Origin of the sequence: Nocardioides sp. (genome assembly GCF_047602075.1) — a bacterium.
Classification (GTDB): domain Bacteria; phylum Actinomycetota; class Actinomycetes; order Propionibacteriales; family Nocardioidaceae; genus Nocardioides.
Genome location: NZ_JASGIF010000001.1, coordinates 1548171 through 1569129, shown reverse-complemented (window position 1 = coordinate 1569129; position 20959 = coordinate 1548171). Strand labels below are relative to the sequence as shown.

The 20959-nt window shown below is 70.2% G+C and carries 27 protein-coding genes; 14 read left to right on the top strand and 13 right to left on the bottom strand.

All coding sequences use genetic code 11. The features are described 5' to 3' along the window. Nucleotides 1–5 precede the first annotated feature (5 nt). On the bottom strand, nucleotides 6–434 hold the full coding sequence (locus tag QM714_RS07925) for a CBS domain-containing protein (protein ID WP_415099233.1): 429 nt from the start codon (nucleotides 432–434) through the stop codon (nucleotides 6–8). 128 nt (nucleotides 435–562) lie between these two features. Further along, nucleotides 563–1459: an inositol monophosphatase family protein gene (locus QM714_RS07920; protein WP_415099231.1), complete on the bottom strand. Its 897-nt coding sequence runs from the start codon at nucleotides 1457–1459 to the stop codon at nucleotides 563–565. A 78-nt stretch (nucleotides 1460–1537) separates the two neighbouring features. On the opposite strand from QM714_RS07920, the gene QM714_RS07915 reads away from it, so the two are divergent. Beyond that, nucleotides 1538–2008 carry a DUF2231 domain-containing protein gene (locus QM714_RS07915; protein WP_415099229.1) on the top strand — a complete coding sequence of 157 codons (471 nt, stop codon included), beginning with the start codon at nucleotides 1538–1540 and terminating at the stop codon, nucleotides 2006–2008. Nucleotides 2009–2044: 36 nt separating this feature from the next. On the opposite strand, the gene rsgA is transcribed toward QM714_RS07915, so the two are convergent. Genes rsgA through QM714_RS07900 form a run of 3 tightly spaced genes read right to left on the bottom strand, consistent with a single transcriptional unit; the run spans nucleotide 2045 to nucleotide 6314 of the window. Next, on the bottom strand, nucleotides 2045–3034 hold the full coding sequence (gene rsgA, locus QM714_RS07910; RefSeq protein ID WP_415099227.1) for a ribosome small subunit-dependent GTPase A: 990 nt from the start codon (nucleotides 3032–3034) through the stop codon (nucleotides 2045–2047). Further along, complete coding sequence (gene aroA / locus QM714_RS07905; protein ID WP_415099225.1) at nucleotides 3031–4305, bottom strand: 3-phosphoshikimate 1-carboxyvinyltransferase; 1275 nt, start codon at nucleotides 4303–4305, stop codon at nucleotides 3031–3033. The genes rsgA and aroA overlap by 4 nt, the downstream gene beginning before the upstream one ends. 29 nt (nucleotides 4306–4334) lie before the next feature. Then, a complete protein-coding gene (locus QM714_RS07900; RefSeq protein ID WP_415099223.1) occupies nucleotides 4335–6314 on the bottom strand; it encodes a sigma-70 family RNA polymerase sigma factor in 1980 nt (659 codons plus the stop codon). Between the two features lie 160 nt (nucleotides 6315–6474). Between QM714_RS07900 and QM714_RS07895 the strand changes: the two genes are divergently transcribed. The 7 genes from QM714_RS07895 to QM714_RS07865 all read left to right on the top strand — a co-directional run bounded on the left by QM714_RS07895 (nucleotide 6475) and on the right by QM714_RS07865 (nucleotide 9873). Continuing rightward, nucleotides 6475–7236, top strand: coding sequence for a hypothetical protein (locus QM714_RS07895; protein ID WP_415099221.1), 762 nt, complete (start codon nucleotides 6475–6477; stop codon nucleotides 7234–7236). A 39-nt stretch (nucleotides 7237–7275) separates the two neighbouring features. Next, nucleotides 7276–7893: an SOS response-associated peptidase gene (locus tag QM714_RS07890; protein WP_415099219.1), complete on the top strand. Its 618-nt coding sequence runs from the start codon at nucleotides 7276–7278 to the stop codon at nucleotides 7891–7893. Next, nucleotides 7871–8026 (top strand): hypothetical protein, encoded by a 156-nt coding sequence (locus QM714_RS07885; RefSeq protein ID WP_415099217.1) that lies wholly within the window; start codon nucleotides 7871–7873, stop codon nucleotides 8024–8026. The genes QM714_RS07890 and QM714_RS07885 overlap by 23 nt, the downstream gene beginning before the upstream one ends. Before the next feature lie 7 nt (nucleotides 8027–8033). After that, the gene (locus QM714_RS07880) at nucleotides 8034–8681 is read left to right on the top strand and encodes an alpha/beta family hydrolase (protein ID WP_415099215.1); all 648 of its coding nucleotides are present in this window, start codon (nucleotides 8034–8036) and stop codon (nucleotides 8679–8681) included. Nucleotides 8682–8788: 107 nt separating this feature from the next. Further along, nucleotides 8789–9418 (top strand): sigma-70 family RNA polymerase sigma factor, encoded by a 630-nt coding sequence (locus QM714_RS07875; protein ID WP_415099213.1) that lies wholly within the window; start codon nucleotides 8789–8791, stop codon nucleotides 9416–9418. Further along, entirely contained in the window at nucleotides 9418–9672 is a 255-nt protein-coding gene (rsrA, locus tag QM714_RS07870) for a mycothiol system anti-sigma-R factor (RefSeq protein WP_415099211.1), read from the top strand. The genes QM714_RS07875 and rsrA overlap by 1 nt, the downstream gene beginning before the upstream one ends. A 126-nt stretch (nucleotides 9673–9798) precedes the next feature. Beyond that, entirely contained in the window at nucleotides 9799–9873 is a 75-nt protein-coding gene (locus QM714_RS07865) for a 50S ribosomal protein bL37 (protein WP_396408713.1), read from the top strand. A 21-nt stretch (nucleotides 9874–9894) separates the two neighbouring features. Here the strand turns inward: QM714_RS07865 and QM714_RS07860 are convergent, their stop codons facing one another. From QM714_RS07860 to QM714_RS07845, 4 genes are read right to left on the bottom strand one after another with little or no spacing between them, the layout of a single operon-like run. Beyond that, on the bottom strand, nucleotides 9895–10272 hold the full coding sequence (locus QM714_RS07860) for a thioesterase family protein (RefSeq protein WP_415099209.1): 378 nt from the start codon (nucleotides 10270–10272) through the stop codon (nucleotides 9895–9897). Next, nucleotides 10272–10790 (bottom strand): GNAT family N-acetyltransferase, encoded by a 519-nt coding sequence (locus QM714_RS07855; RefSeq protein WP_415099207.1) that lies wholly within the window; start codon nucleotides 10788–10790, stop codon nucleotides 10272–10274. The genes QM714_RS07860 and QM714_RS07855 overlap by 1 nt, the downstream gene beginning before the upstream one ends. Nucleotides 10791–10796: 6 nt before the next feature. Beyond that, nucleotides 10797–12533 (bottom strand): acetolactate synthase, encoded by a 1737-nt coding sequence (locus QM714_RS07850; protein WP_415099205.1) that lies wholly within the window; start codon nucleotides 12531–12533, stop codon nucleotides 10797–10799. Nucleotides 12534–12546: 13 nt separating this feature from the next. Beyond that, a complete protein-coding gene (locus QM714_RS07845) occupies nucleotides 12547–13401 on the bottom strand; it encodes a DUF2785 domain-containing protein (RefSeq protein WP_415099203.1) in 855 nt (284 codons plus the stop codon). A gap of 76 nt (nucleotides 13402–13477) precedes the next feature. Here QM714_RS07845 and QM714_RS07840 point away from each other — a divergent pair, with 76 nt between their 5' ends. Then, the gene (locus QM714_RS07840; RefSeq protein ID WP_415099201.1) at nucleotides 13478–14944 is read left to right on the top strand and encodes a sensor histidine kinase; all 1467 of its coding nucleotides are present in this window, start codon (nucleotides 13478–13480) and stop codon (nucleotides 14942–14944) included. Between the two features lie 20 nt (nucleotides 14945–14964). On the opposite strand, the gene QM714_RS07835 is transcribed toward QM714_RS07840, so the two are convergent. Next, nucleotides 14965–15219: a WhiB family transcriptional regulator gene (locus tag QM714_RS07835; protein ID WP_415099199.1), complete on the bottom strand. Its 255-nt coding sequence runs from the start codon at nucleotides 15217–15219 to the stop codon at nucleotides 14965–14967. 209 nt (nucleotides 15220–15428) lie between these two features. Between QM714_RS07835 and QM714_RS07830 the strand changes: the two genes are divergently transcribed. Further along, nucleotides 15429–15833: a hypothetical protein gene (locus QM714_RS07830; protein WP_415099197.1), complete on the top strand. Its 405-nt coding sequence runs from the start codon at nucleotides 15429–15431 to the stop codon at nucleotides 15831–15833. Nucleotides 15834–15846: 13 nt separating this feature from the next. Here the strand turns inward: QM714_RS07830 and QM714_RS07825 are convergent, their stop codons facing one another. From QM714_RS07825 to sodN, 3 genes are read right to left on the bottom strand one after another with little or no spacing between them, the layout of a single operon-like run. Beyond that, on the bottom strand, nucleotides 15847–16617 hold the full coding sequence (locus tag QM714_RS07825; RefSeq protein ID WP_415099195.1) for a SigB/SigF/SigG family RNA polymerase sigma factor: 771 nt from the start codon (nucleotides 16615–16617) through the stop codon (nucleotides 15847–15849). Nucleotide 16618: 1 nt separating this feature from the next. Beyond that, complete coding sequence (locus QM714_RS07820; protein ID WP_415099193.1) at nucleotides 16619–17023, bottom strand: anti-sigma factor; 405 nt, start codon at nucleotides 17021–17023, stop codon at nucleotides 16619–16621. Between the two features lie 8 nt (nucleotides 17024–17031). Continuing rightward, on the bottom strand, nucleotides 17032–17433 hold the full coding sequence (gene sodN / locus QM714_RS07815; protein ID WP_415099191.1) for a superoxide dismutase, Ni: 402 nt from the start codon (nucleotides 17431–17433) through the stop codon (nucleotides 17032–17034). 90 nt (nucleotides 17434–17523) lie between these two features. On the opposite strand from sodN, the gene QM714_RS07810 reads away from it, so the two are divergent. From QM714_RS07810 to QM714_RS07795, 4 genes are all read left to right on the top strand, one after another. After that, on the top strand, nucleotides 17524–17844 hold the full coding sequence (locus QM714_RS07810; RefSeq protein ID WP_415099189.1) for a S24/S26 family peptidase: 321 nt from the start codon (nucleotides 17524–17526) through the stop codon (nucleotides 17842–17844). Nucleotides 17845–17972: 128 nt separating this feature from the next. Next, entirely contained in the window at nucleotides 17973–19142 is a 1170-nt protein-coding gene (locus QM714_RS07805; RefSeq protein ID WP_415099187.1) for an NAD(P)-dependent malic enzyme, read from the top strand. Nucleotides 19143–19306: 164 nt separating this feature from the next. Continuing rightward, nucleotides 19307–20275 (top strand): zinc-binding dehydrogenase, encoded by a 969-nt coding sequence (locus QM714_RS07800; protein WP_415099185.1) that lies wholly within the window; start codon nucleotides 19307–19309, stop codon nucleotides 20273–20275. Next, nucleotides 20272–20952 (top strand): SDR family oxidoreductase, encoded by a 681-nt coding sequence (locus QM714_RS07795; protein ID WP_415099183.1) that lies wholly within the window; start codon nucleotides 20272–20274, stop codon nucleotides 20950–20952. The genes QM714_RS07800 and QM714_RS07795 overlap by 4 nt, the downstream gene beginning before the upstream one ends. Nucleotides 20953–20959 lie beyond the last annotated feature (7 nt).

Sequence of the window (20959 nt, the reverse complement as noted above, 5' to 3'; positions counted from 1 at the left end):
GTGGATCAGGACTGGATGTAGGAGTCCAACTGGTCGCGCTCGAACTCCAGCTCGCCGATGCGGTGCTTGACGATGTCGCCGATGCTCACGATCCCGGCGAGCCGCCCCTCGGTGACGACCGGGACGTGGCGGATCCGGCGCTCGGTCATCAGCGCCATCAGGTCGTCGAGGGAGTTGTCCGGATCGCAGGTGAAGACGCCGACGGTCATGATCCCCGACACGGGGCCCTCCAGCGCGCTCTCGTCGGTGTGCAGACGCCGCACGACGTCGCGCTCGGAGACGATGCCGTCCACACTGGTGCCGTCGGAGCTGACGATGAGGGCGCCGACGTTGTGCTCGGCGAGGAGGGCGAGCAACTCGCGCACACTCGCGTCGGGATTGATGGTGATCACCTGCTGGCTCGGCTTTCCCGAGATCACCTCGTGGATGCGCATCGGCGTCGCCTTTCGAGTCGAAGTCCGGACCTACGCGAGATCAGTCGGCTGCTGACCTCCACGCTATCCGGATCGGCGGGTGCCGAGGAAGAGTGGCCGACGTCACGTGAGCGGTCGGATCGGCGGCCTCAGACCTCGGGGCTCTCGACGGAGCGCATCCGGCGCGCCCTCAACTCGCTCACCGATCCGGGGCCGCGCGGATGGTCGTCGGGGTCTGGTCGGCCGTCTCCGCGTGCGGTGCCGAGGAAAGACAGCGCCGCTTCGTGCAGGTGACCGTTCGAGGCGATCGCGTTGCCGCCCCAGGGGCCGTCGCTGCCGTCGAGGGCGGTGAAGCGCCCACCGGCCTCCCGCACGATCACATCGAGCGCGGCCATGTCGTAGACGAACAGTTCCGGCTCGGCCGCTAGGTCGACGGCTCCCTCGGCGAGCAGCATGTAGGACCAGAAGTCGCCGTACGCACGCGTGCGCCAGCAGCGCCGCGCCAGGGCCAGGAAGTCGTCGAGCCGGTCACGTTCGTCCCAGCCGCCGAGCGAGGCGTAGGACAGCGAGGCGTCCTCGAGCCTGCGCACATCGGACACCTGGCAGCGGGTCGCCTTGACCAGCGATCTGCCGGTCCAGGCGCCGGCGCCGGTCGATGCCCACCAGCGCCGTTGCAGGGCGGGCGCCGAGACCACACCGACCACGACCTCGCCGTCGACGGCCAAAGCGATCAGAGTGGCCCAGACTGGGACGCCGCGCACGAAGTTCTTGGTGCCGTCGATCGGGTCGATGATCCACTGGCGTTGGCTGTGCCCGCTGCTGCCGTGCTCCTCGCCGATCACGGCGTCGCGGGAGCGCACCCGCGAGAGAGTACGCCGCAGCGCCTCCTCGACGGCCAGGTCGGCCTCCGTGACCGGTGTCAGGTCTGGCTTGTTCATGACGTGGAGGTCCAGGGCCCGGAACCTGGCTTCGGTCAACGAGTCCGCGTCGTCTGCGAGCACATGGGCCAGCCGCAGGTCGTCGGTGTAGTCGGGCAAGGAGGCCATGGGCACAGGCTAGTGCCCTGTCGCGGCCAAAGGGCGGTGTGGGCGCGCTCATAGGGAAGCCGACTAGCCTCTCGCCGTATGGAGCTCGACGGCTTGCCCCTCCACCCCCTGATCGTGCATGCCGTGGTGGTCTTCGCGCCGCTGACCGGTGTGGCCGGGCTGGTGTACGCCGCGGTGCCACGCTGGCGGTGGTGGCTGCGGTGGCCGCTGGTGATCGCCGCTGTGCTGGCGGCCGGGGCCGCGGTGCTCGCCGCATCGTCGGGGAAGGATCTCGCCGAGGCGCGGGGCCTGGATGTGCTGCCAGCGGTGCACACGCACGAGGAGGCTGGTGAGCTGTTGCGCAACGTGTTGCTCGGCAATGTCGTGGTGGTGGCGCTGGCCGCGTGGCTGCTCGGTGGACGCACCGCGCTGGCGTCCGGCCGTGGCGCCCGAGACTCTCGGGGTGCGTTGAGCTGGGTGGTGGCCGGCCTCCTAGCGACCGCCTCGGTCATGGTGCTCTACGCGGCGTTCCGCGCCGGCGACACCGGAGCCCGGGCGGTGTGGGGCTGATGGAGGGGGCGTCGGGGTAGGGACTGTCTGGCGGGATCAGAGCGCCGTGGCGTCGTACCGCGCCGCGAGCAGACGCCGGAAGGACTCCACCCGCTCGGGATCGGCCTGACCCTCGGCGATGGCCTCGTCCAGGCCACACTCGGGCTCGTCGGCACCGTGGGTGCAACCCCGTGGACAGTCCTCGGTCATCTCGTCCAGGTCGGGGAATGCCTCGATCAGGTGCTCGGGCTGGACGTGTGCCAGGCCGAACGAACGGATGCCAGGGGTATCGACGATCCAGCCGCCACCGGGGAGTTCCAGCATCCATGCGCTGGTGGAGGTGTGCCGGCCGCGGCCAGTGACGGCGTTGACCCGGCCCACTTCTCGATTGGCCTCCGGCACCAGTGCATTGACCAGGGTGGACTTGCCGACCCCGCTGTGACCGACCAGCACGCTGGTCCGGTCGGACAGCCGCTCCCTCAACTCGTCGAGGTTTCCGCCCTTGTGGGTGACCACCCAGGGCACCCCCAGCGAACGGTAGGTCGACAGCAGCGACTCGGGGTCGGCGAGATCGGACTTGGTCAGGCAGAGCAGCGGCGCCATGCCCGCGTCGTACGCCGCCACGAGCGCCCGGTCGATCAGCCGGGGCCGCGGCTCGGGGTCGGCCAGAGCGCAGACCACCACCAACTGGTCGGCGTTGGCGACCACGATGCGCTCGACGGGGTCGTCATCGTCGGCGGTACGCCGCAGCACCGTGGCCCGATCGGCGACCTCCACGATCCTTGCCAGAGAGCCCTCGGCACCGGACACGTCGCCCACGACGCGGACCCGGTCCCCGACCACGACGCCCTTGCGTCCCAGCGGTCGGGACTTCATCGCCATGACCCGGACCCCGTCGACCGCCAGCGTGAAGCGACCTCGGTCGACGGTCACCACGGTGCCGTCGACGGCGTCGTCATAGCTGGGCCTGTCCTTGGTGCGCGGTCGCGTGTGGCGGCGCGGGCGTTCGTAGTGTTCCTGGTCTTCCTCGGTGTAGCGCCGAGTCACGACAGCAGACCAGCCCAGACGTCGGCGAAGCCGGGGAACGTCTTCGCGGTCGTGGCGACGTCTTCGATCAGGACGCCGGGCACGGCCAGCCCGACCAATGCGGCGGCGTGGGCCATCCGATGGTCGGCGTAGGTGTGGAAGACCCCGCCGTGCAGCGCCGCCGGGCGGAAGGAGAGGCCGTCGGCACGCTCTGTCACGGCGGCTCCGAGGGCGTTGAGCTCGGTGGCCAGGGCGGCCAGACGGTCGGTCTCGTGACCGCGGATGTGACCGACGCCGCGCAGGTGGGACGGCGACTCCGCCAGTGCGCAGAGCGCCGCGATGGCGGGGGTCAGCTCGCCCACGTCGTGCAGGTCGAGGTCGACCCCGCGCAGGGCGTCCGGTCCGCGCACCTCTAGTCCGTCGTCGTCGAGACTGACCGTGCAGCCCATCTGCTCGAGGATGTCGCGGAGTGCGTCGCCCGGCTGAGTGGTCTCGGTGGGCCAGTCTCGGATCAGCACCCTGCCGCCCGTGACCGCGGCGAGGCCGAGGAACGGCGCCGCGTTGGACAGGTCTGGCTCGATGGTCTCCTCGACAGCGGCGATCGGACCCGGTGCCACCGCCCACCGGTTGGCGTCTGCGTCGTCGACCTCGACCCCGCGCGCTCGCAGCATCGCCACGGTCATGTCGATGTGGGGAAGTGACGGCACCGGCTTGCCGTCGTGGCGGATGTCGATGCCCTCGTCGTAGCGAGCCCCCGCCAGCAGAAGAGCGGAGACGAACTGGGAGGAAGCCGAAGCGTCGATGACCACGCATCCGCCCTTGACCGACCCTTGACCGAGCACGGCGAACGGCAGTGCGCCGCGGCCGTCGTCCTCGATCCGCACTCCCAGCGCACGGAGCGCGAGCAGAACCTCGCCCACCGGCCGGTTCCGCATGTGCGGGTCGCCATCGAAGTCGATTCGTCCGGTGGACAGGCCCGCGACCGGCGGCACGAATCGCATCACGGTGCCGGCTAGGCCACAGTCGACCTTCGCGTCCCGATCGAAGGCGGCTGGCGACACCGACCAATCGGGTCCGCTGGTGCCCACCAGCGCCCCCAGGCCGGTGAGCGCCTGGGCCATCAGCAGGGTGTCACGGGAACGCAGTGCGCGTCCCACCACCGATGGACCGTCGGCGAGCGCCGCCAGCACCAGCGCCCGATTGGTCAGCGACTTGCTCCCGGGCAGGGTGAGCTCCGCCTCGATTAGGCCCCGGGCGCTCGGCGCCGGCCACAGCTCGGACGAATCACTCACCTGCGCAGCCTATCGGCGCCAGCGGGTGCTCAGGGCCGGGCGGAGAGGTCCCCACCGGGGACCGCAGACTTGCCGAGCACGCCGTCGAGGTCGATTCGTGCCACGTCGTTGTCGGTCGAGCTGTTGGGCGTGCCGGTGTCGGGGACGATGCTGAACTGCATCCAGGCGTCGCCGATCGTCGCCGGGACCGTGAAGCCGAGGGTCTCGTCGCCGGCGGAGTCTGGGGTCGAGAGGTGGCAGCGGGCGGTCCGGCTGTTGACATAGGTGCAGCGGGACCCGAGGTCGCGGCTGAAGGACAGGTTGTTCGACACGGTGACCGTCACCGTCACTCCATTGCCCGGGTTGAGCCCGGACACCGTGCCGACGACATCCCAAGAGACGAGAGTGGTCCGCTTCGCCGCGGCCGACACGCTCACGTCGGTGAAGACCGCCGGCGTTGACGTGGGGTCGGTGGGGGTCGACGTGGGGTCTGACGGGCTAGAGGTCGGGTCGGTGGGGGTGGAGGTCGGGTCTGACGGGCTAGAGGTCGGGTCGGTGGGGGTGGAGGTCGGGTCTGACGGGCTAGAGGTCGGGTCGGTGGGGGTGGAGGTCGGGTCTGACGGGCTAGAGGTCGGGTCGGTGGGGGTCGACGTCGGGTCTGACGGGCTAGAGGTCGGGTCGGTGGGGGTCGAACTCGGGTCTGACGGGCTAGAGGTCGGGTCCGTGGGGGTGGAGGTCGGGTCGGTGGGGGTGGACGTCGGGTCTGACGGGCTAGAGGTCGGGTCCGTGGGGGTGGAGGTCGGGTCGGTGGGGGTGGACGTCGGATCGGTGGGGGCGGAGGTCGGATCCGACGGGCTAGACGTCGGGTCGGTCGGATCGGTGGGTGTCGAACTCGGGTCCGTAGGGGTGGAGCTCGGGTCGGTGGGGCTGGTGACCGGGTCACTCGGATTGGTGGACTCCGACGGGGTGACCGTCGGGCCGCCCTTGCCCTGATCCCCGCCCCGGTCACCGTTGTTCGTCCCCGGGTCACCGCCCTGACCGGCGTTGCCGGGACTGACCGCCCCGATCTGGTTGTCGGCAGTGCTGAGGTCCTGGTCGTTCTGGTGGGTGAGGACGGCGACCGCCGTGCCCGCGATCACCGCGGTCGCTGCGACACCCGCGACGGCGGCCGTGGCGAGGTTCCCCACCACGGCTTCCTTGGCGCGGCCGACCAACAACAGCAGCCCACCCTTCGCGGCCAGCCCGCCGGCTGTCGCGAGATAACCGGTCGCCGCCGCACCGAGGAGCAGAGGTCCCAAGATGCCGGCCAGGTTGGAGTTGACCTCGCTCAACTCCAGGTAGATCGCCATGCACTTGCGGCACTCGTCGAGGTGCTCCTCCACCTTCGCGGCGTCGCGGCGGGAGATGCCGTTGCGGATATAGGCGCCCAGGTGCTGGTGGGTCCACTCGCAGGTGTCGTTGTCGAGATCTTGCGCATGCTGGTTGAGGAAGGCCTGTCGGAGGCCCTCGCGAGCCCGATAGGCCAGGGCGGACACCGAGTTGGCGCTCATGCCCAGCATCGGCGCGATGTCACCGGGCTTCTGGCCCTCCACCTCCAAGTGCCACAGCACCAGTTGCCAGCGCTCGGGGAGCGAGGCGAACGCCTTGGCCGCCGCCTCGTTCTCGAATCCGGCGACGGCGGTGTCCTCGAACGGGGTCCCCGGGTCGAACGGTTCGAGGTCATCGGTGGTCTGGACCCGTGAGGTCGCGCGGATGCGGTCCACGTGCAGACGGCGTACGGCGGTCAGCAGGTAGGCCCGGAAGGCGATATCTGGGCCGCCGCCCCGCTGCAGCACGGTGAGCACCTTGGCGAACGACTCGGAGACCAGGTCGTCGGCGTCAGCCGAGGAGACCAGCTGCCGGGCGAGCCGTCGGGCGGCGTCCGCGTGGCGCGCGAACAACTCGCCGTAGGCGTTCAGGTCGCCACCACGGACGGCCGAAATCAGTTCGGCGTCCGCTCGGGTGTCGACCAGTGGCTGCGTGCTGCTCATATCACTTCAACGGGGGAAGGGATCAGGAATGACGTCAGTCTAGGCTCCGCAGTCCGGTATCCACCGAGGAAACCGGGAACCAAAATGATCTCCGCAACTCGCGTCATGACCCGTCGGGTTGGTCGTCTCATCGGTGAATAGAGACGCCGAGGGGGTGCTTGTGGGCAGATTCAGCCTACGTTCGCGTGGCCTGTCCACAGCGGACTCCGAGGCGAGCGACGGACGCTTGGAGCAGGTGCGGTTGGGGTTGCCGCCACGCTTCGAGGCCGTGGGAGAGACGCTCGCCTCGGGGTCCGGCTCTACCGACGCATGTGCCGTCGCCGGCACCCAGATGGCCAAGGACGGCGCCTCGTTGGACGAGACGCTCGAGGCGCTGGCAACCACCTACCGGCTGGTGCTGGACCTGGAGCCGACCTTCGAGGATGTTCGCGCGGTGTCTCGCTCGTGGAGCGACACCACCTTGACCTACCTCCATCAGCTGGCCTGTGAGGACCCGTTGACGGGTCTGGCCAGCCTCGCGCACGTTCGGAGCAGACTGTCGGAGCTGTACAGGGGAGAGCTCCGACACCCGACGCGCGTGCGCGACACCTTCGCCCTGGTGGTGGCCGAGTTGCCCCAGGACCGGCACGTCGACCCCGCAGACCAGCGGGCCCGGCATGTGCTGACTCGGGCGATGCGGCTCAGCTCGCTCGGCGATGCTGCCCGGACGGTGTTCTCGGGCACCGAAACCATCGGCAAGCTCGGACCCGAGCGGATCGTGGTGATCGCCGAGCGCGACGACCGTCTCGGTCAGCGCGTCGCGCTGCTGCGCCGGATGGTCCGCACCCTGCAGGGGGGCGGCGAGGCCGGCCGAGTCTGGATCGAGGGTCTGCCCGGCTCCGACGCGACCGCTGCACTGCTGCTCGACGAGCTCGCCCGCTGACGCCAGCTCGACCCACAGGCGGGGTCCTAGGCTGCTGACATGTGTGGTCGCTACGCCTCCAGCCGAAGTCCGGACGACCTGGTCGAGGAGTTCGAGATCTCCGAGAGCAGGATCGGTGAGCACCTCGAGGCCGACTACAACGTCGCGCCCACCAAGCCGGTCTACGCCGTCGTCGAGCGACCACCGCGCAAGGACAGCCCGGAGCCGCCACAGCGGCAACTGCGGGTGCTGACCTGGGGACTGGTGCCGTCCTGGGCCAAGGACGCCTCGATCGGCACTCGACTGATCAACGCGCGGATGGAGACGGTTGCCGAGAAGCCGGCCTTCCGGCGCGCCTTCGCTGCCCGGCGCTGCCTGCTGCCCGCGGACGGCTACTACGAGTGGTATCCCACCGCGCAGTTGACCAAGGCCGGCAAGCCGCGCAAGCAGCCCTTCTTCATCCGCCCGATCGACCACGGAGTGTTGGCGATGGCCGGGCTCTACGAGATCTGGCGAGACCCCGACCGCTCGGAGGACGACCCGCACCGGTTCCGCTGGACCTGCACGGTGCTGACCACCCAGGCCGAGGACTCGCTGGGGCAGATCCACGACCGGATGCCGCTGATGGTGGAGCCCGAGAAGCTGGGGGCGCTGGTTGAATCCCGGGAGCACCGGTGACCTGCTCGACCTGCTCGTGCCGGCGGCGCCGGGGCGGCTGGAGGCCTATCCGGTCTCTGCGCTGGTCGGCAACGTGCGCAACAACGGTCCGGAGCTGATCGCGCCCATCCCCCTCGACGAAGGACTGGCATGATGCGGGAGTGAGCCGCGAACGGATGATCCGCACGCCGTACGGCGAGGGCAGGCTGGTCACCGACCGGGCGACCAGCCCGGTGGCGACCCTCCTGCTGGGGCACGGGGCGGGCGCGGGGATCGACACCGCCGACCTCGAGGCGCTCGCCCGCAGTCTGCCCAAGAACGACGTGACGGTGGTCCGCTTCGAACAGCCCTGGCGGGTCGCCGGCCGCAAGGTGGCGTCCTCGCCGGCCACCTTGGATGCCGGCACGATGGCCGCCGCGTCGGCGCTGCGCACCCGCACACCACTGGTGGTGGGTGGCCGCTCAGCGGGCGCGCGGTCGGCAGCCCGCACCGCGAAGTCGTTGGGTGCCTCCGGGTGCCTGTGCCTCTCCTTCCCCCTGCACCCACCCGGACGCCCGGAGTCGTCCCGGGTCGACGAGCTGCTCGGCACCCGCCTCCCCACCTTGGTCATCCAGGGTGAACGAGATCCGATGGGGCGGCCCGAGGAGTTCCCAGCCGGGGTCGAGATGACCGTGATCCCGTCCGCCGACCACTCCCTGCGGGTGCCGGCCTCTGCCGAGATCACCGCCGAGGAGGCGCTCGGCATCATCGTCGAGACGACGCTGGAGTGGATCATCCGCGAGGTGACCGGGAATCAGCCGCGGCGATAGCGCGTTCACCCGACGTGCTCGCGCTGCTCTCACCTCCGCCGCCGTCCGGCTCCGGGCTCGTGCGGCCGACGCCGCCGGCGACCCCCCGGGCACTACTGTGGGATGCGATGACTGACGACTTCGACACCGAGGTGGCCGAGCTTCCCGACGTAGCCACCGAGACCGACGAGCAGCGCACCGCCCGCTTCGAACGCGACGCCCTGCCCTTCTTGGACCAGCTCTACTCCGCGGCGATGCGGATGACGCGCAACCCGCAGGACGCCGAGGACCTGGTGCAGGAGACCTTCGCGAAAGCCTACGCCTCCTTCCACCAGTTCCGCCCCGGCACCAACCTCAAGGCGTGGCTCTACCGCATCTTGACCAACACCTTCATCAACTCCTACCGCAAGAAGCAGCGGGAGCCGCAGCAGTCGATGTCGGAGGACGTCGAGGACTGGCAGTTGGCCCGCGCCGAGTCGCACACCTCCTCCGGCCTGAAGTCGGCGGAGATGCAGGCGCTGGAGCACCTGCCCGACTCCCAGGTCAAGGCTGCCCTGCAGCGACTGCCGGAGGAGTTCCGCCTCGCGGTCTATCTCGCCGATGTCGAAGGGTTCCCCTACAAGGAGATCGCCGAGATCATGGGCACCCCCATCGGCACCGTGATGTCTCGGCTGCACCGGGGCCGCCGGCAGCTGCGCGACATGCTCTCGGACTATGTGCGCGACAACGATCTGCTGCGCGTGGGGGAGGGGGACTGATGGGCAACGACGACTCGTGCGCCGACTTCATCGAGCGCATCGTCTACTTCCTCGACAACGAGCTGTGCGCGACCGACATCGAGGCGGTGCAGGCACATCTCGACGGGTGTCGTCCCTGCCTGGAACGGTACGACGTGCAGCGCACCATCAAGGCGTTGGTCGCCCGCTCCTGCTCGGAGTCGGCGCCCGACACCCTTCGTCAGCGGGTGATGCTCTCGATCCGCGAGGTCGAGATCGAGATCCACGAAGCCTGAGCGGCTCGCAGCTCCCAGCGGTGGGCCACGCTGATTCGCGCCTGTCCCGCGCATTTGAGAGGATGCTCGCTGCCCACGGGTCCCGACGGACTCCCTCGGGCTCAGCACTCGATCCAGGAGGACACCATGGGCAAGACCGGTCGCAAGCGTCGCGGGCGCAAGAAGAAGGCCGCCAACCACGGCAAGCGCCCCAACGCCTGACTCCTTCTCCGCCGCACTGGGTCAGCGGAGCCGGCCGAGGAACCGCTCGACGTCGACCACGGCGCGGGTGATCTGACCGGTGCCGAGCACGGTGCCGTCCGCTCGGGTGGCGGTGACCTCGAAGTGGTGTAGCCGGCCGTCCTGGCCGTCGGGATGCGCGGTGACGGTGACCTGTTCACCGATCGGGCTCGCGGCGAGATGACGGAGGGCCACCTCCGTGCCGACGCTGGTCGACCCGTCCGCCACCACATCTGCAAGAGCCACGCAGGTGGCCGCCTCGCACCAGGCGAGCAGCCGTGGCGTGCCGAGCACCGGCAGGCTGCCCGAGCCGACCGCAGCGGCGGTGTCCGCCTCGGTGACGAGGAAGGTCAGCTCAGCCTCTGCCGGTCTCGCCTCCATCAACTCGATCCCTCTTTGTCCGCAGGGTGCCGCATCGCGAAGGCGATCAGCGCGGTCCCGGGCTGGGGCTGCCAGTCCCGCTCCGGGGCGCGCGTGAAACCGAGCCGCTGGTAGACCCGGTGGGCGCTCGTCTGGTCGGGCAGGGAGGACAGCACCATCCCTCGGTCGCCGTCGGCCACCGACCGGCGCACACACTCCCGGACAAGGGCAGTGCCGACACCTCGACCCTGAGCCTCCGGGGCCACGGCCAGGCTGCGGAACTCACCCTCGTCGTCGGCGCCGAGCTCTCGCCACGCCGAGCCGTGCGGGCAGTAGGTCACCGTGCCGAGGACCTGCCCGTCGACCGCGGCGACCAGGAGCACCGCCTCCGTCGCGCGACCTCGCACGTCGCGCAGGATGTCCAGGTAGCCGTGGCCGGGTGGCAGGTGGCCACCGGCGACGTACGCCGACGCGGCCAGCTCGCCGATGGCGTCGTACTCCTCCGACCGGGCCGGTCGAACCTCTAGCTCGTCGCTCACCGGCAATCAGATCCCGAAGGTGTTGCGCGGATAGGCAGCAGCGACATCGGTGATCACATTGACGAGATAGGGCACCCCTGAGGCGAACGCCCGGTCGAGGGCCGGTCCGATCTGCCGCGGGTCGGCCACGGTCTCCCCGGCACCACCCAGCGCGCTGACCACCGTGTCGTAGCCGGTCCGCTGGCCCAGGTCGGCGGCGACGTCGTAGCCGTAGAGCATCTGCATCGGACCCTTCTCCAAGCCCCAGGCGGAGTTGTTGCCGACGACCATGACCACGGGCAGCTGGTGACGGACCAGGGTGTCGACGTCCATCAGTGAGAAGCCGGCGGCGCCGTCGCCGAAGAGCAGCGCTACCTGCGCCGACGGCCGGGCCAGGCGGGCGGCGATGGCGGCACCGAGCCCGGCGCCTAGGCAGCCGTAGGGGCCGGGGTCGAGCCAGCCGCCGGGCCGCTGCGGCTCGACGAACTTGCCGGCGAAGGAGACGAAGTCGCCCCCGTCGCCGATCACCACGGCGTCGTCGGCCAGCCGGGGGAGCAGCTCGCCGTAGATCCTGGCCGGATGGATGGGGTCGGCCTCGGCGGTGAGCAGGGCTCGATCGCGCTCGGCGGCGGCCGCAACGGTCGCCTGGAGCTCGCCCAGCCAGCCGGACCAGTCCGGCCGGCGGACCAACCCCTGGCAGGCGGCGAGTACGCCGTCGAGCACCGAGGTGAGGTCACCGCTGGCCGACCCGGCCAGCGTGGCATGCCTGGAGACCTGGTCCGGCGAGTCGGCGAGGTGGACCACCTGCGCGGGCGGGGCGCCGTCCTTGCCGCCGAAGACGCCGTACCCCAGCCTGAAGTCCAGCGGTGTGCCGACCACGATCACCAGGTCGGCGGCCCCGAACGCCTGACTCCGAGCCTTGGTCACCAACAGCGGATGCCCGCCGGGCAGGATCCCTCGTCCCATGCCGTTGGTGAGGGTGGGCATGCCCAGCTCCTCGGCGAACCTGGCGGCGGCGTCCTCCGCGCCATCGGCCCACACATCGGTGCCGAGCACCAGGACCGGGCGTTGAGCGGCCCCGACCAGCTCGGCGATCTCGACCAGCGCGTCCGAGTCCGGCTCGAGGCGGACCTGCGTGGGAGGCGTAGGCCGCGGGCCGCTGGCGGTGTTGAAGAACTCGTCCATGGGCACGTCGACGAACACCGGGCCACGGTGAGCCGAGCCCGCCGCGGTGAACGCCTCGTCCATCCCGCCGAGCACGGCGTCGGCGGTCGGCAGGGTGCGAGCCACCTTGGTCACCGGGGCCAGGATCGGCGGCTGGTCGAGCTCCTGCAGGCTTCCGGTGCCCCAGCGGTTGTTGGGGGCGCGGCCGCCGACGACGACCATCGGTGAGCCGGCGAAGGAGGCCTGTGCGATCGCGCTCACCCCGTTCGTCACGCCCGGGCCGGCGGTGAGCACGGCCAGGCCGGGGACTCGGGTGAGCTTGCCGGTCGCTTCCGCCGCGAAGGCCGCGGTCTGCTCGTGGCGCACATCGAGGATGCGCATCGGTGGATCGGCCTTGACCGCTCCGTCATACATCGGGAACACGTGCGCACCCGACAAGGTGAACATCGTCTGCACGCCGTGGCCGCGTGCGACGGCCACGGCGAGCTCGCCCGCGTGACCGGTGAGGAGGTCGGGACTGTGCTCACCGGACGTGGGCTCACCGGACATGGGCTCACCGGACATGGGCTCACCGGACATGGGCTCACCGGAGGAGGTCATGCGCGCATGCTACTCACGAGTCATGAGTGGCCCCGAGGGTGTGTGGGTTGGTGGTCCGCAGGGTGTCCACCAGCGCCAGCAGCAGGTCGGAGCGGACCGCCGGAGGCTGGGGCCCGATCGCCAGCTGGAGGTAGAGGGCACGCAGGAAGGCCTCCGCGTTGCCGCTGTCCAAGAACGGGTCGCGGTCGGTGTCGGCGGCATGTTGTCGGGCGGCACCGGCCAGCCGAGCCACCCAGGGCTCGACGACTGTCAACGGCAGCAGGTCGCGCCGCAGCACCTCCATGGTGGCCAGGGCCATCCGGTCGGGCTCTCCCGAGACCAGCAGCGTGTCGCCGTGCAGCAGCACGCGGTCGGCGATCACGTCGAGCAGCACGGTGAGCTCAGGACCGCTGAGGTGCGGTGACCGGGCCAGTCGGCCGATCGCGTCGGCGCCGTGGGCCAGCGCGTGCGCCCAACCCTTGCCGGGGACGAAGCCGCGCAGATCCTGCTCGCGGAGGTACCACGTCGTGATCCGGTCACCCCACTCCAACACCTTGCCGGTGGGCAACAGCCGAAGCCGGCTGTCCCGCTCGATGCACTCGGCGAGGATCAACGCCGAGAAACTGCGCCGGAAGACGGTGTCGGTGCCCCGCTCGCCGAGGCCGACGCTGAGCCCGGCGGCCATCCCGTCGCCCAGGCCGGCGAGCAGGTCGTCGTACACCCCCCGGTCGATCCAGGTCGCCAACGTGGGGTACGCCGTCCGGTCCCGCTCGTCGGGATCGACGGAGCCGAGCAGGGTGGTCAGCTCGGCGGTGAGCTCATCGAGGGGCCGGTCGGCGGGAACCGTCAGCCCGGCAGCTCTCACGTGCTGCCAGTAGCCAGCCCCCATGACCCTCCTTCGTCGACAACCGCTCACACAGACCGGCGCGGCAGGGCCCGGTCTGTGCCGAATATACGCTGAGGCCGTGCCCTCGATGAGCGAACTCGTGCGTGCGCACACCGACCTGGGCGCCGAGGACGTCGCGTGGCTCCATCTGTTGCTCGCCGACTGGCAGATCATCGCCGACCTGTCCTTCGCCGACCTGGTGCTCTGGCTGCCCGACCGCGAGGGCAAGGGTTTCTGGGCGGGGGCGCAGATGCGCCCCACAACGGGGCCTACCGCCCACGTCGACGACGTGGTGGGGACCTTCATCCCGGTGGGCCGGCGGCCGCTGCTCGATGCGGCGTACCGCGAAGGCCGCCTGGTCCGAGAGGGCGATCCGGAGTGGCGCGACGACGTGCCCGTGCGGGTGGAGACCATCCCGGTGCGCCGCAACGACCGGGTGATCGCGGTGATCGGGCGCAACACCAACCTGCTGGGTGTGCGCACCCCTAGCCGGTTGGAGCTGTCCTACCTGCAGACCGCCGCCGACCTGACCCAGATGATCGCGGGCGGCTACCTGCCGGCGCCGGGGCAGCGCAGCGACCACGCCGACTCACCGCGGGTCGGTGACGGGTTCGTCCGGGTGGACAGCACCGGGGCAGTGGTCTATGCCAGTCCCAACGCGCTCTCGGTCTACCGACGCCTCGGCCACTCCGGCGACCTGACCGGGCTGGTGCTCGCCGATGTCACCCGCCAGCTCATCCCGGCCCGCCGTCGGGCCGACGAGGAGAGCCTGAGCGCGGTGCTCGGCGGCACCCAGGCCCGCGACACCGAGGTCACCTCGGCCGACATCGCAGTGATCGTGCGATCGATCCCGCTGCGTCCGCACGGCGAGCGGATCGGTGCGCTGGTGCTGGTCCGAGACGTCACCGACCTCCGTCGCCGTGATCGCGAGCTCGTGACGAAGGACGCCACCATCCGTGAGATCCACCATCGGGTGAAGAACAACCTGCAGACCGTCGCCGCCCTGCTGCGCCTGCAAGCCCGCCGCATCGACGAGCCGGCCGCCAAAGGCGCCTTGGAGGAAGCAGTACGCCGCGTCGGCTCGATCGCGATCGTGCACGAGACGTTGAGCCAGTCGGCCGAGGGCCTAGTCGACTTCGACGAGATCGTCGACCGACTCGGCCGGATGGTGAGCGAGGTCAGCGTGGTCGGCGCCGCGGTCAGAGTCTCCCGACAGGGCTCGGTGGGTGAGCTTCCCTCCGAGATGGCGACCGCGCTCGCCATGGTGCTCACCGAGCTCCTTCAGAACGCGGTGGAGCACGGCTTCCCCGACGAGGCGACGGGCACCATCGTGGTGTCCGCCCGCCGGCGCCGCGGACAGCTCCGGGTCACGGTCACCGACGACGGCGTCGGTGTCGTCGAGGACTTCGATCTCGACACGACGACTCACCTCGGCCTGTCCATCGTGCGGACCCTGGTGGAGTCCGAGCTGGGCGGCCGGTTCTCCGTCGCTCGCGGTCCGGACGGTCACGGCACCAAGGCCGTCGTCGAACTGCCCGCCGACTAGCCCTGACAGGACCTCCGGTCCTAGACCCCGGCGCGCACCCGGGACCGAGCGTTGCGCCGTTTCAGTGCCCGCCGCTCGTCCTCGCTGAGCCCACCCCAGACACCATGGTCCTGACCGGCTTCCAGGGCCCACTGCAGGCACTGTTCGCGCACCTCGCAGCGTCGGCAGACCGCCTTGGCCTCCTCGATCTGGAGGATGGCAGGACCGGTGTTGCCGATCGGGAAGAACAGCTCCGGGTCCTCATCGAGACATGCGGAGCGGTGCCGCCAATCCATGGGTGGGGGCTACCTACTTTCTTTCTGGTGCGTGCGGGATGCCCAAACCGGGCAAGTCTACCTGGTCGCCGGTGGCGGACCATGTGAACTGATTCACGAGTTCACCCCGCTAGGGTGCCAACCTTGCTGGATCGATACAAGACCCTGACCAGGTTTCTTGCGTCACATGGTCCATCTGGTGGTCAGGGGCTCTGGCCTAGCCTGGACCGGTGACGGAGTCCGTGTCGACGAGTGAGGGCGTGCCGCGGCCGCTGCTGGCTGCTGTCGTGGTGGTGGCGCTGGAGGCCGTGGTGCTGGTGGTGTACGCCGTCCTCGAGCTCTTCTCGCTCACCTCCGGTCGGGTGGTGATGGGCCTCAGCACGGCCGGCTTCTTCGCCGTCGTCGGTGCCGGTCTGGCGGGCTGTGCCTGGGCGGCCCGCCGCCGCCAGACCTGGGCCCGCAGCCCGCTGGCGCTGAGTCAGCTGATGGCGCTCGGGCTGGCCTGGAGCTTCCGCGGAGGCCAGACCACCTGGATTGCCGCGCTCCTCGCGCTCGCTGCCGTGGTCGGGCTGGTCGGCGTGCTGCACCCGCGCAGCATGACCTGGCTGCTCGAGGGTCAATCCGACGACCGCTGATCCGGCGGAGTGGTCAGCCCGGCTCCTGCCAGGAGCTGCGCAGCCGGTCCAGAGTGCGGGTGAGCAGGCGGGAGACCTGCATCTGGGAGACGCCGAGCTCGGCGGCGATCTGGGACTGGGTCATGTTCTTGAAGAAGCGCATCACCACGATCCGTCGGTCTCGCGGGTCGAGACTCTCCAGGAGTGGGCGGACCGATTCGCGGATCTCCACGTGCTCCAAGCTGCCGTCGCTGCGGGCCAGGGCCGCCTCGTCGGTCGGCGTGTGGAGGGGGAACGTGGTGGATCGCAACCGTGACTCCAGGCCCTCCACGATCTCCTCGACCGAGCAGCCGACGACCTCGGCGAGCTCGCGCGGAGTCGGTGAACGGCCGAGTGACTGGGTGAGGTCACCGGTGGCGGCGGCGATCGCGGTCTGCAGCTCGTGCACACGCCGCGGGAGCCGGATGGCTCGGCTGCGGTCGCGGAAGTGGCGCTGGATCTCGCCGACGATGGTCGGCGTCGCGAACGTCGAGAACTCCACGCCGCGCTCCGGGTCGAACCGGTCGATCGCGTTGATCAGACCGATCGTGCCGACCTGGACGAGATCGTCATGGGGCTCGCCGCGGTCACGGAAGCGTCGCGCCGCGTGCTCCACGAGTGGCAGGTGCAGGGTCACCAACTCGTCTCGGGCCCCCGGGTCGCCCACCTCGCCGTCCGCTCGCGTGTCACCCAGCCGGGCGAACAGCTCAGCCGTGCGTCGCCTGGTCTCCTCGGGCCCCCGAGGGCCAAGACCGGAGGGCGTCATCTCAGCCGCCGTCGGTGACCGGTTCCGGCTGCATGGCCAATGCGATGGTGAGTCGCCCGTCACCGACCTCGCTGTCGACCTCGCTGGCCAGCGTGCTGAGCACCTGCCAGGCGAAGCCGTCCTGGTCGGGCGGTGCGGCCGCCGCGGCCTGGACGGTCAGGCGCAACGCGAGGCGACCCGGGTCCAAGAAGAAGCAGCACAGCAGGTCGGCTCCAGGATCCGCCTGATCGAGCATCAGGGCGCTGGCCTCGCTCGCGGCGATGCGCAGATCCTCGATGTCGTCGATGGTGAAGTCGAGCCGAGCCGCCAGGCCGGCCGTCGTGGTCCGCAGCACCGACGCGTAGGCGCTGTCTGCGGGCAGCCGCAACTCGACGTCGGCCCGACGGCTGCCGCCGACAGCGTCCACGGAGCCTGCTAGCCCTTCTTCGTCTGCCAGAAGATGTCGGCGATCTCGTCGATCTTGGCGAGCAGCTCGTCGGCCTTGGCCTCGTCGAGAGAACCCTTGACGCCGCCGGCGCCAGCCAGCTTGGTCGCCTGGTTCACCAGCTCGTGGAGGTTGGGGTACTTCTCGAAGTGCTCGGGCTTGAAGTAGTCGGTCCACAGCACCCACAGGTGGTGCTTGACCAGCTCTGCACGCTGCTCCTTGATGATCACGGCGCGAGTGCGGAAGTCGGGGTCGTCATTCGCAGCGACCTTGCCGATGAGGGCCTTGATCGACTCCGCCTCGATGCGGGCCTGGGCCGGGTCGTAGACGCCGCAGGGCAGGTCGCAGTGGGCGGAGACGTCGATGGTGGGTGCGAACAGTCGCGTGAGCATGGATGTCCTCTCGAGACTCAACGGAGGTGGATTCGGTTCCACCTGCGACACTACCGGTCGGTGGGGGAAGCGTCAGCGAGGAGTTCACCGATGGCGATCGGGCTTGCCCGGGTCCACGGCGACTCGATGCGCCCGACGCTGCACCCCGGCGATCGTCTGGTGGTGCGGTACGCCGCCGCGGCGCGCCCCGGCGTACTCGTCCTGGCGCGGTTCCCCGACGGCACGGTGGCGGTCAAGCGCGCCATCGAGCCCCGGACCACCGCCTCCGGCGCCCCGGGCTGGTGGCTGCTCAGCGACAACACCGACGCCGGGGTGGACTCACGCCATCGCGGGCCGGTGCCAGCGGACGACGTGTTGGCCGTCGTCCTCTTCCGGGCATGGCCTCGGCCCGGACGGGTCGCGCGGGGCTGATCGTCACAGATGTGAGAGGATCGTGGACCGGGACAACCCCAGTTCGCCAGGTTCCGCGAGCCACCCGATCGTGTCGAGCCGCATCCCGTGCACCGGTGCTCGCTGGTGCTGACCTGAAAGACTCGTTGATGGATCATCCGTTCGCCGGTGACCCGGTGTTCGACCTGCATGTGGGCGGCAAGATGCAGCTCACCTCGACCGTGCCACTGACCGGGCGCGACGATCTCTCGCTCGCCTACACGCCCGGTGTAGCAAGGGTCTGCACGGCGATCGCCGATGACCCCACACTGACCCAGCACTACACCTGGGTGCCCAACACCGTCGCCGTCGTGACCGATGGCACCGCGGTCCTGGGGCTGGGTGACATCGGCCCTGCCGCTGCGATGCCGGTGATGGAGGGCAAGGCGGTGCTCTTCAAGCAGTTCGGTGGCGTGGACGCGGTGCCCATCTGCCTCAGCACCACCGACGTCGAGGAGATCATCGAGACGGTCGTGCGGCTGGCGCCCAGCTTCGGTGGCATCAACCTCGAGGACATCTCGGCACCACGCTGTTTCGAGATCGAGGAGCGGCTCAAGCAGCGGCTGGACATCCCGGTCTTCCACGACGACCAGCACGGCACCGCGGTGGTGGCGCTGGCGGCACTGCAGAACGCGCTGCGTCTGACCGGCCGATCGGCGGAGACGACCCGGGTCGTCATCTCCGGCGCGGGTGCGGCCGGGGTCGCGGTCGCCAAGATCCTGTTGGAGGCCGGCATCTCCGACATCGCTGTGCTCGACCGGCAAGGCGTGCTCAACTCCGAGCGCCCCGACCTCAATGCTGTCAAGCGGGCCCTGGCGCGGGTGACCGCCGACCGGTTCGATCGCCGCGGCTCGCTGGCCGACGTGATGGCCGGCGCGGATGTCTACATCGGCGTCTCCGGTGGCACGGTGCCCGAGGAGGTGGTGGCCTCGATGGCTCCCGACGCGATCATCTTCGGGTTGGCCAACCCGACTCCGGAGGTGCACCCCGACCTGGCCAGCCGGCATGCCCGCGTCGTGGCAACCGGTCGCTCCGACTACCCCAACCAGATCAACAACGTGCTCGCCTTCCCGGGCATCTTCCGCGGCGCGTTCGACGTCCACGCCACCGCGATCACCGAGGGCATGAAGGTGGCCGCCGCCAACGCTCTGGCGGACCTGGTGGGCGACGAGCTGCGCGAGGACTACGTCATCCCCTCGCCCTTCGACCCTCGCGTCGGCCCCGCCGTCTCCACCGCCGTCGCCGCCGCCGCTCGTCGTGACGGTGTCGCTCGCCGCTGAGGATCTGGTCGGTTGCTGGGTGGGCGTCTGCCGCGGTGTTCGTGCGTCTGCCGCGGTCTTGTAGTGGCAAAGTGCCTCGTATTCCGGGTCCTCAGCCACCATAGGACCGCGGGAGATGGGTCGGAGGTCGGTCAGCACCTGAGGCCACTCGATAGGTTGGCCCCATGTTCGCTGTCTATGCCGACTCCTTCTCCGCTGACGACCCGCTGTCCGGCCTGGTGGTGGGGGAGCGGCCGGACCCGGAGCCACCGGAGGGCTGGACGACGGTCACCGTCGAGGCCGCCTCGCTGAACCACCACGACCTGTGGAGCCTGCGTGGGGTCGGCCTGCGGCAGGAAGCGCTCCCGATGATCCTGGGCTGTGATGCGGCGGGATATGACGAGGACGGCAACGAGGTGGTCGTCCACGCCGTGATCAGCGAACCCGGCTGGGTGGGCGACGAGACGCTGGACCCGAAGCGGTCGCTGCTCTCGGAGCGGTTCCAAGGGACCTTCGCCGACAAGGTGATGGTGCCCCGAGGGAACGTGGTGCCCAAGCCGGCGTCGCTGTCCTTCGAGGAGGCGGCCTGCCTGCCGACCGCGTGGCTGACGGCCTACCGGATGCTGTTCGTCCAAGGTGGCCTCAAGCCGGGAGACACCGTCCTGGTGCAGGGTGCGGGCGGCGGTGTCGCCACCGCGCTGATCTCGTTGGGGAGGGCCGGTGGGCTCAAGGTGCTGGCCACCTCTCGAGACGAGAGGAAGCGCGAGCGTGCCTTGCAGCTGGGTGCGCACGAGGTTTTCGAGTCCGGCGCCAGGTTGCCGGTGCGCGTCGATGCCGTCATGGAGACGGTCGGCAAGGCCACCTGGTCACACTCGATCAGGTCGCTGCGACTGGGCGGCAAGATCGTCATCTCGGGCACGACCTCGGGCCCGGACGTGGCCGACGCTGAGCTGACGCGGGTCTTCTTCCTGCAGCTCCAGATCATCGGGTCGACGATGGGCACCCGCGGCGACCTCGCCTCGCTGGTCACCATGCTCGACGCGACCGGCGTTCGGCCCCTCATCGACCGAGTTCTGCCGATGACGGAGGCGCGTGAGGGCTTCGCGGCGATGGCGGCCGGCGAACAGTTCGGCAAGATCGTCTTCACCCGGTGAAGACCCATGTGCTCACCGGAGCTGGCTCCGGGATCGGCCAGGTGCTGGCTGAGAGGCTGCGCGACCGCGGCGACCGCCTCGTGCTGCTGGCGCGCGACCAGGACCGCGTCGACCAGCTCCGCCCGGACTTCCCCGAGGCCGAGTTCGTCGTCGCCGATCTGGCGACCCCGGAGTCGCTGACCGACCTCGGCGCGAGGATCACCGACCCGATCGACTCCCTGCTGCACGTCGCCGGGGTGCTGGACCTCGGGCCGGTGGCGGAGCAGGACCTGGCGTCCTGGCGTCATCAGCTCGACGTCAATCTCACCGCGCCGGCCGTGCTGACCACGGCGCTGCTGCCCCAGCTGCGGCGCGCCCGGGGGACGGTGGTGTTCGTCAACTCCAGTGCCGGCCTGACCGCGCACGCCAACTGGTCGGCGTATGCCGCGTCGAAGTTCGGCCTACGCGCCCTCGCCGAGGCACTTCGCGCCGAGGAGGCCGAGCACGGGATCCGGGTGACCTCGGTGTTCCCGGGGCGCACGGCGACTCCGATGCAGGCTCGGGTCCACGAGCAGGAGGGCCGCGCCTACGACCCCGCCGCGTTCGTCGCACCAGACACGGTGGCCGAGGCGATCCTGCACGTCCTCGACCTGCCCGACAACGCCACCATCGGCGACCTCAGCATCCGCCCCCGCTGACTGCAGC

What these genes read in the sequence shown, in the direction of transcription:
- QM714_RS07890 (WP_415099219.1), top strand. Translation starts at nt 7,276, where the DNA reads ATGTGTGGTCGCTACGCCTCCAGCCGAAGTCCGGACGACCTGGTCGAG.
- QM714_RS07800 (WP_415099185.1), top strand. Translation starts at nt 19,307, where the DNA reads ATGTTCGCTGTCTATGCCGACTCCTTCTCCGCTGACGACCCGCTGTCC.
- QM714_RS07925 (WP_415099233.1), bottom strand. Translation starts at nt 434, where the DNA reads ATGCGCATCCACGAGGTGATCTCGGGAAAGCCGAGCCAGCAGGTGATC.
- QM714_RS07805 (WP_415099187.1), top strand. Translation starts at nt 17,973, where the DNA reads ATGGATCATCCGTTCGCCGGTGACCCGGTGTTCGACCTGCATGTGGGC.
- QM714_RS07825 (WP_415099195.1), bottom strand. Translation starts at nt 16,617, where the DNA reads ATGACGCCCTCCGGTCTTGGCCCTCGGGGGCCCGAGGAGACCAGGCGA.
- QM714_RS07900 (WP_415099223.1), bottom strand. Translation starts at nt 6,314, where the DNA reads ATGAGCAGCACGCAGCCACTGGTCGACACCCGAGCGGACGCCGAACTG.
- QM714_RS07915 (WP_415099229.1), top strand. Translation starts at nt 1,538, where the DNA reads ATGGAGCTCGACGGCTTGCCCCTCCACCCCCTGATCGTGCATGCCGTG.
- QM714_RS07810 (WP_415099189.1), top strand. Translation starts at nt 17,524, where the DNA reads ATGGCGATCGGGCTTGCCCGGGTCCACGGCGACTCGATGCGCCCGACG.
- rsrA (WP_415099211.1), top strand. Translation starts at nt 9,418, where the DNA reads ATGGGCAACGACGACTCGTGCGCCGACTTCATCGAGCGCATCGTCTAC.
- QM714_RS07860 (WP_415099209.1), bottom strand. Translation starts at nt 10,272, where the DNA reads ATGGAGGCGAGACCGGCAGAGGCTGAGCTGACCTTCCTCGTCACCGAG.
- QM714_RS07850 (WP_415099205.1), bottom strand. Translation starts at nt 12,533, where the DNA reads ATGACCTCCTCCGGTGAGCCCATGTCCGGTGAGCCCATGTCCGGTGAG.
- QM714_RS07920 (WP_415099231.1), bottom strand. Translation starts at nt 1,459, where the DNA reads ATGGCCTCCTTGCCCGACTACACCGACGACCTGCGGCTGGCCCATGTG.
- QM714_RS07835 (WP_415099199.1), bottom strand. Translation starts at nt 15,219, where the DNA reads ATGGATTGGCGGCACCGCTCCGCATGTCTCGATGAGGACCCGGAGCTG.
- sodN (WP_415099191.1), bottom strand. Translation starts at nt 17,433, where the DNA reads ATGCTCACGCGACTGTTCGCACCCACCATCGACGTCTCCGCCCACTGC.
- QM714_RS07845 (WP_415099203.1), bottom strand. Translation starts at nt 13,401, where the DNA reads ATGGGGGCTGGCTACTGGCAGCACGTGAGAGCTGCCGGGCTGACGGTT.
- QM714_RS07875 (WP_415099213.1), top strand. Translation starts at nt 8,789, where the DNA reads ATGACTGACGACTTCGACACCGAGGTGGCCGAGCTTCCCGACGTAGCC.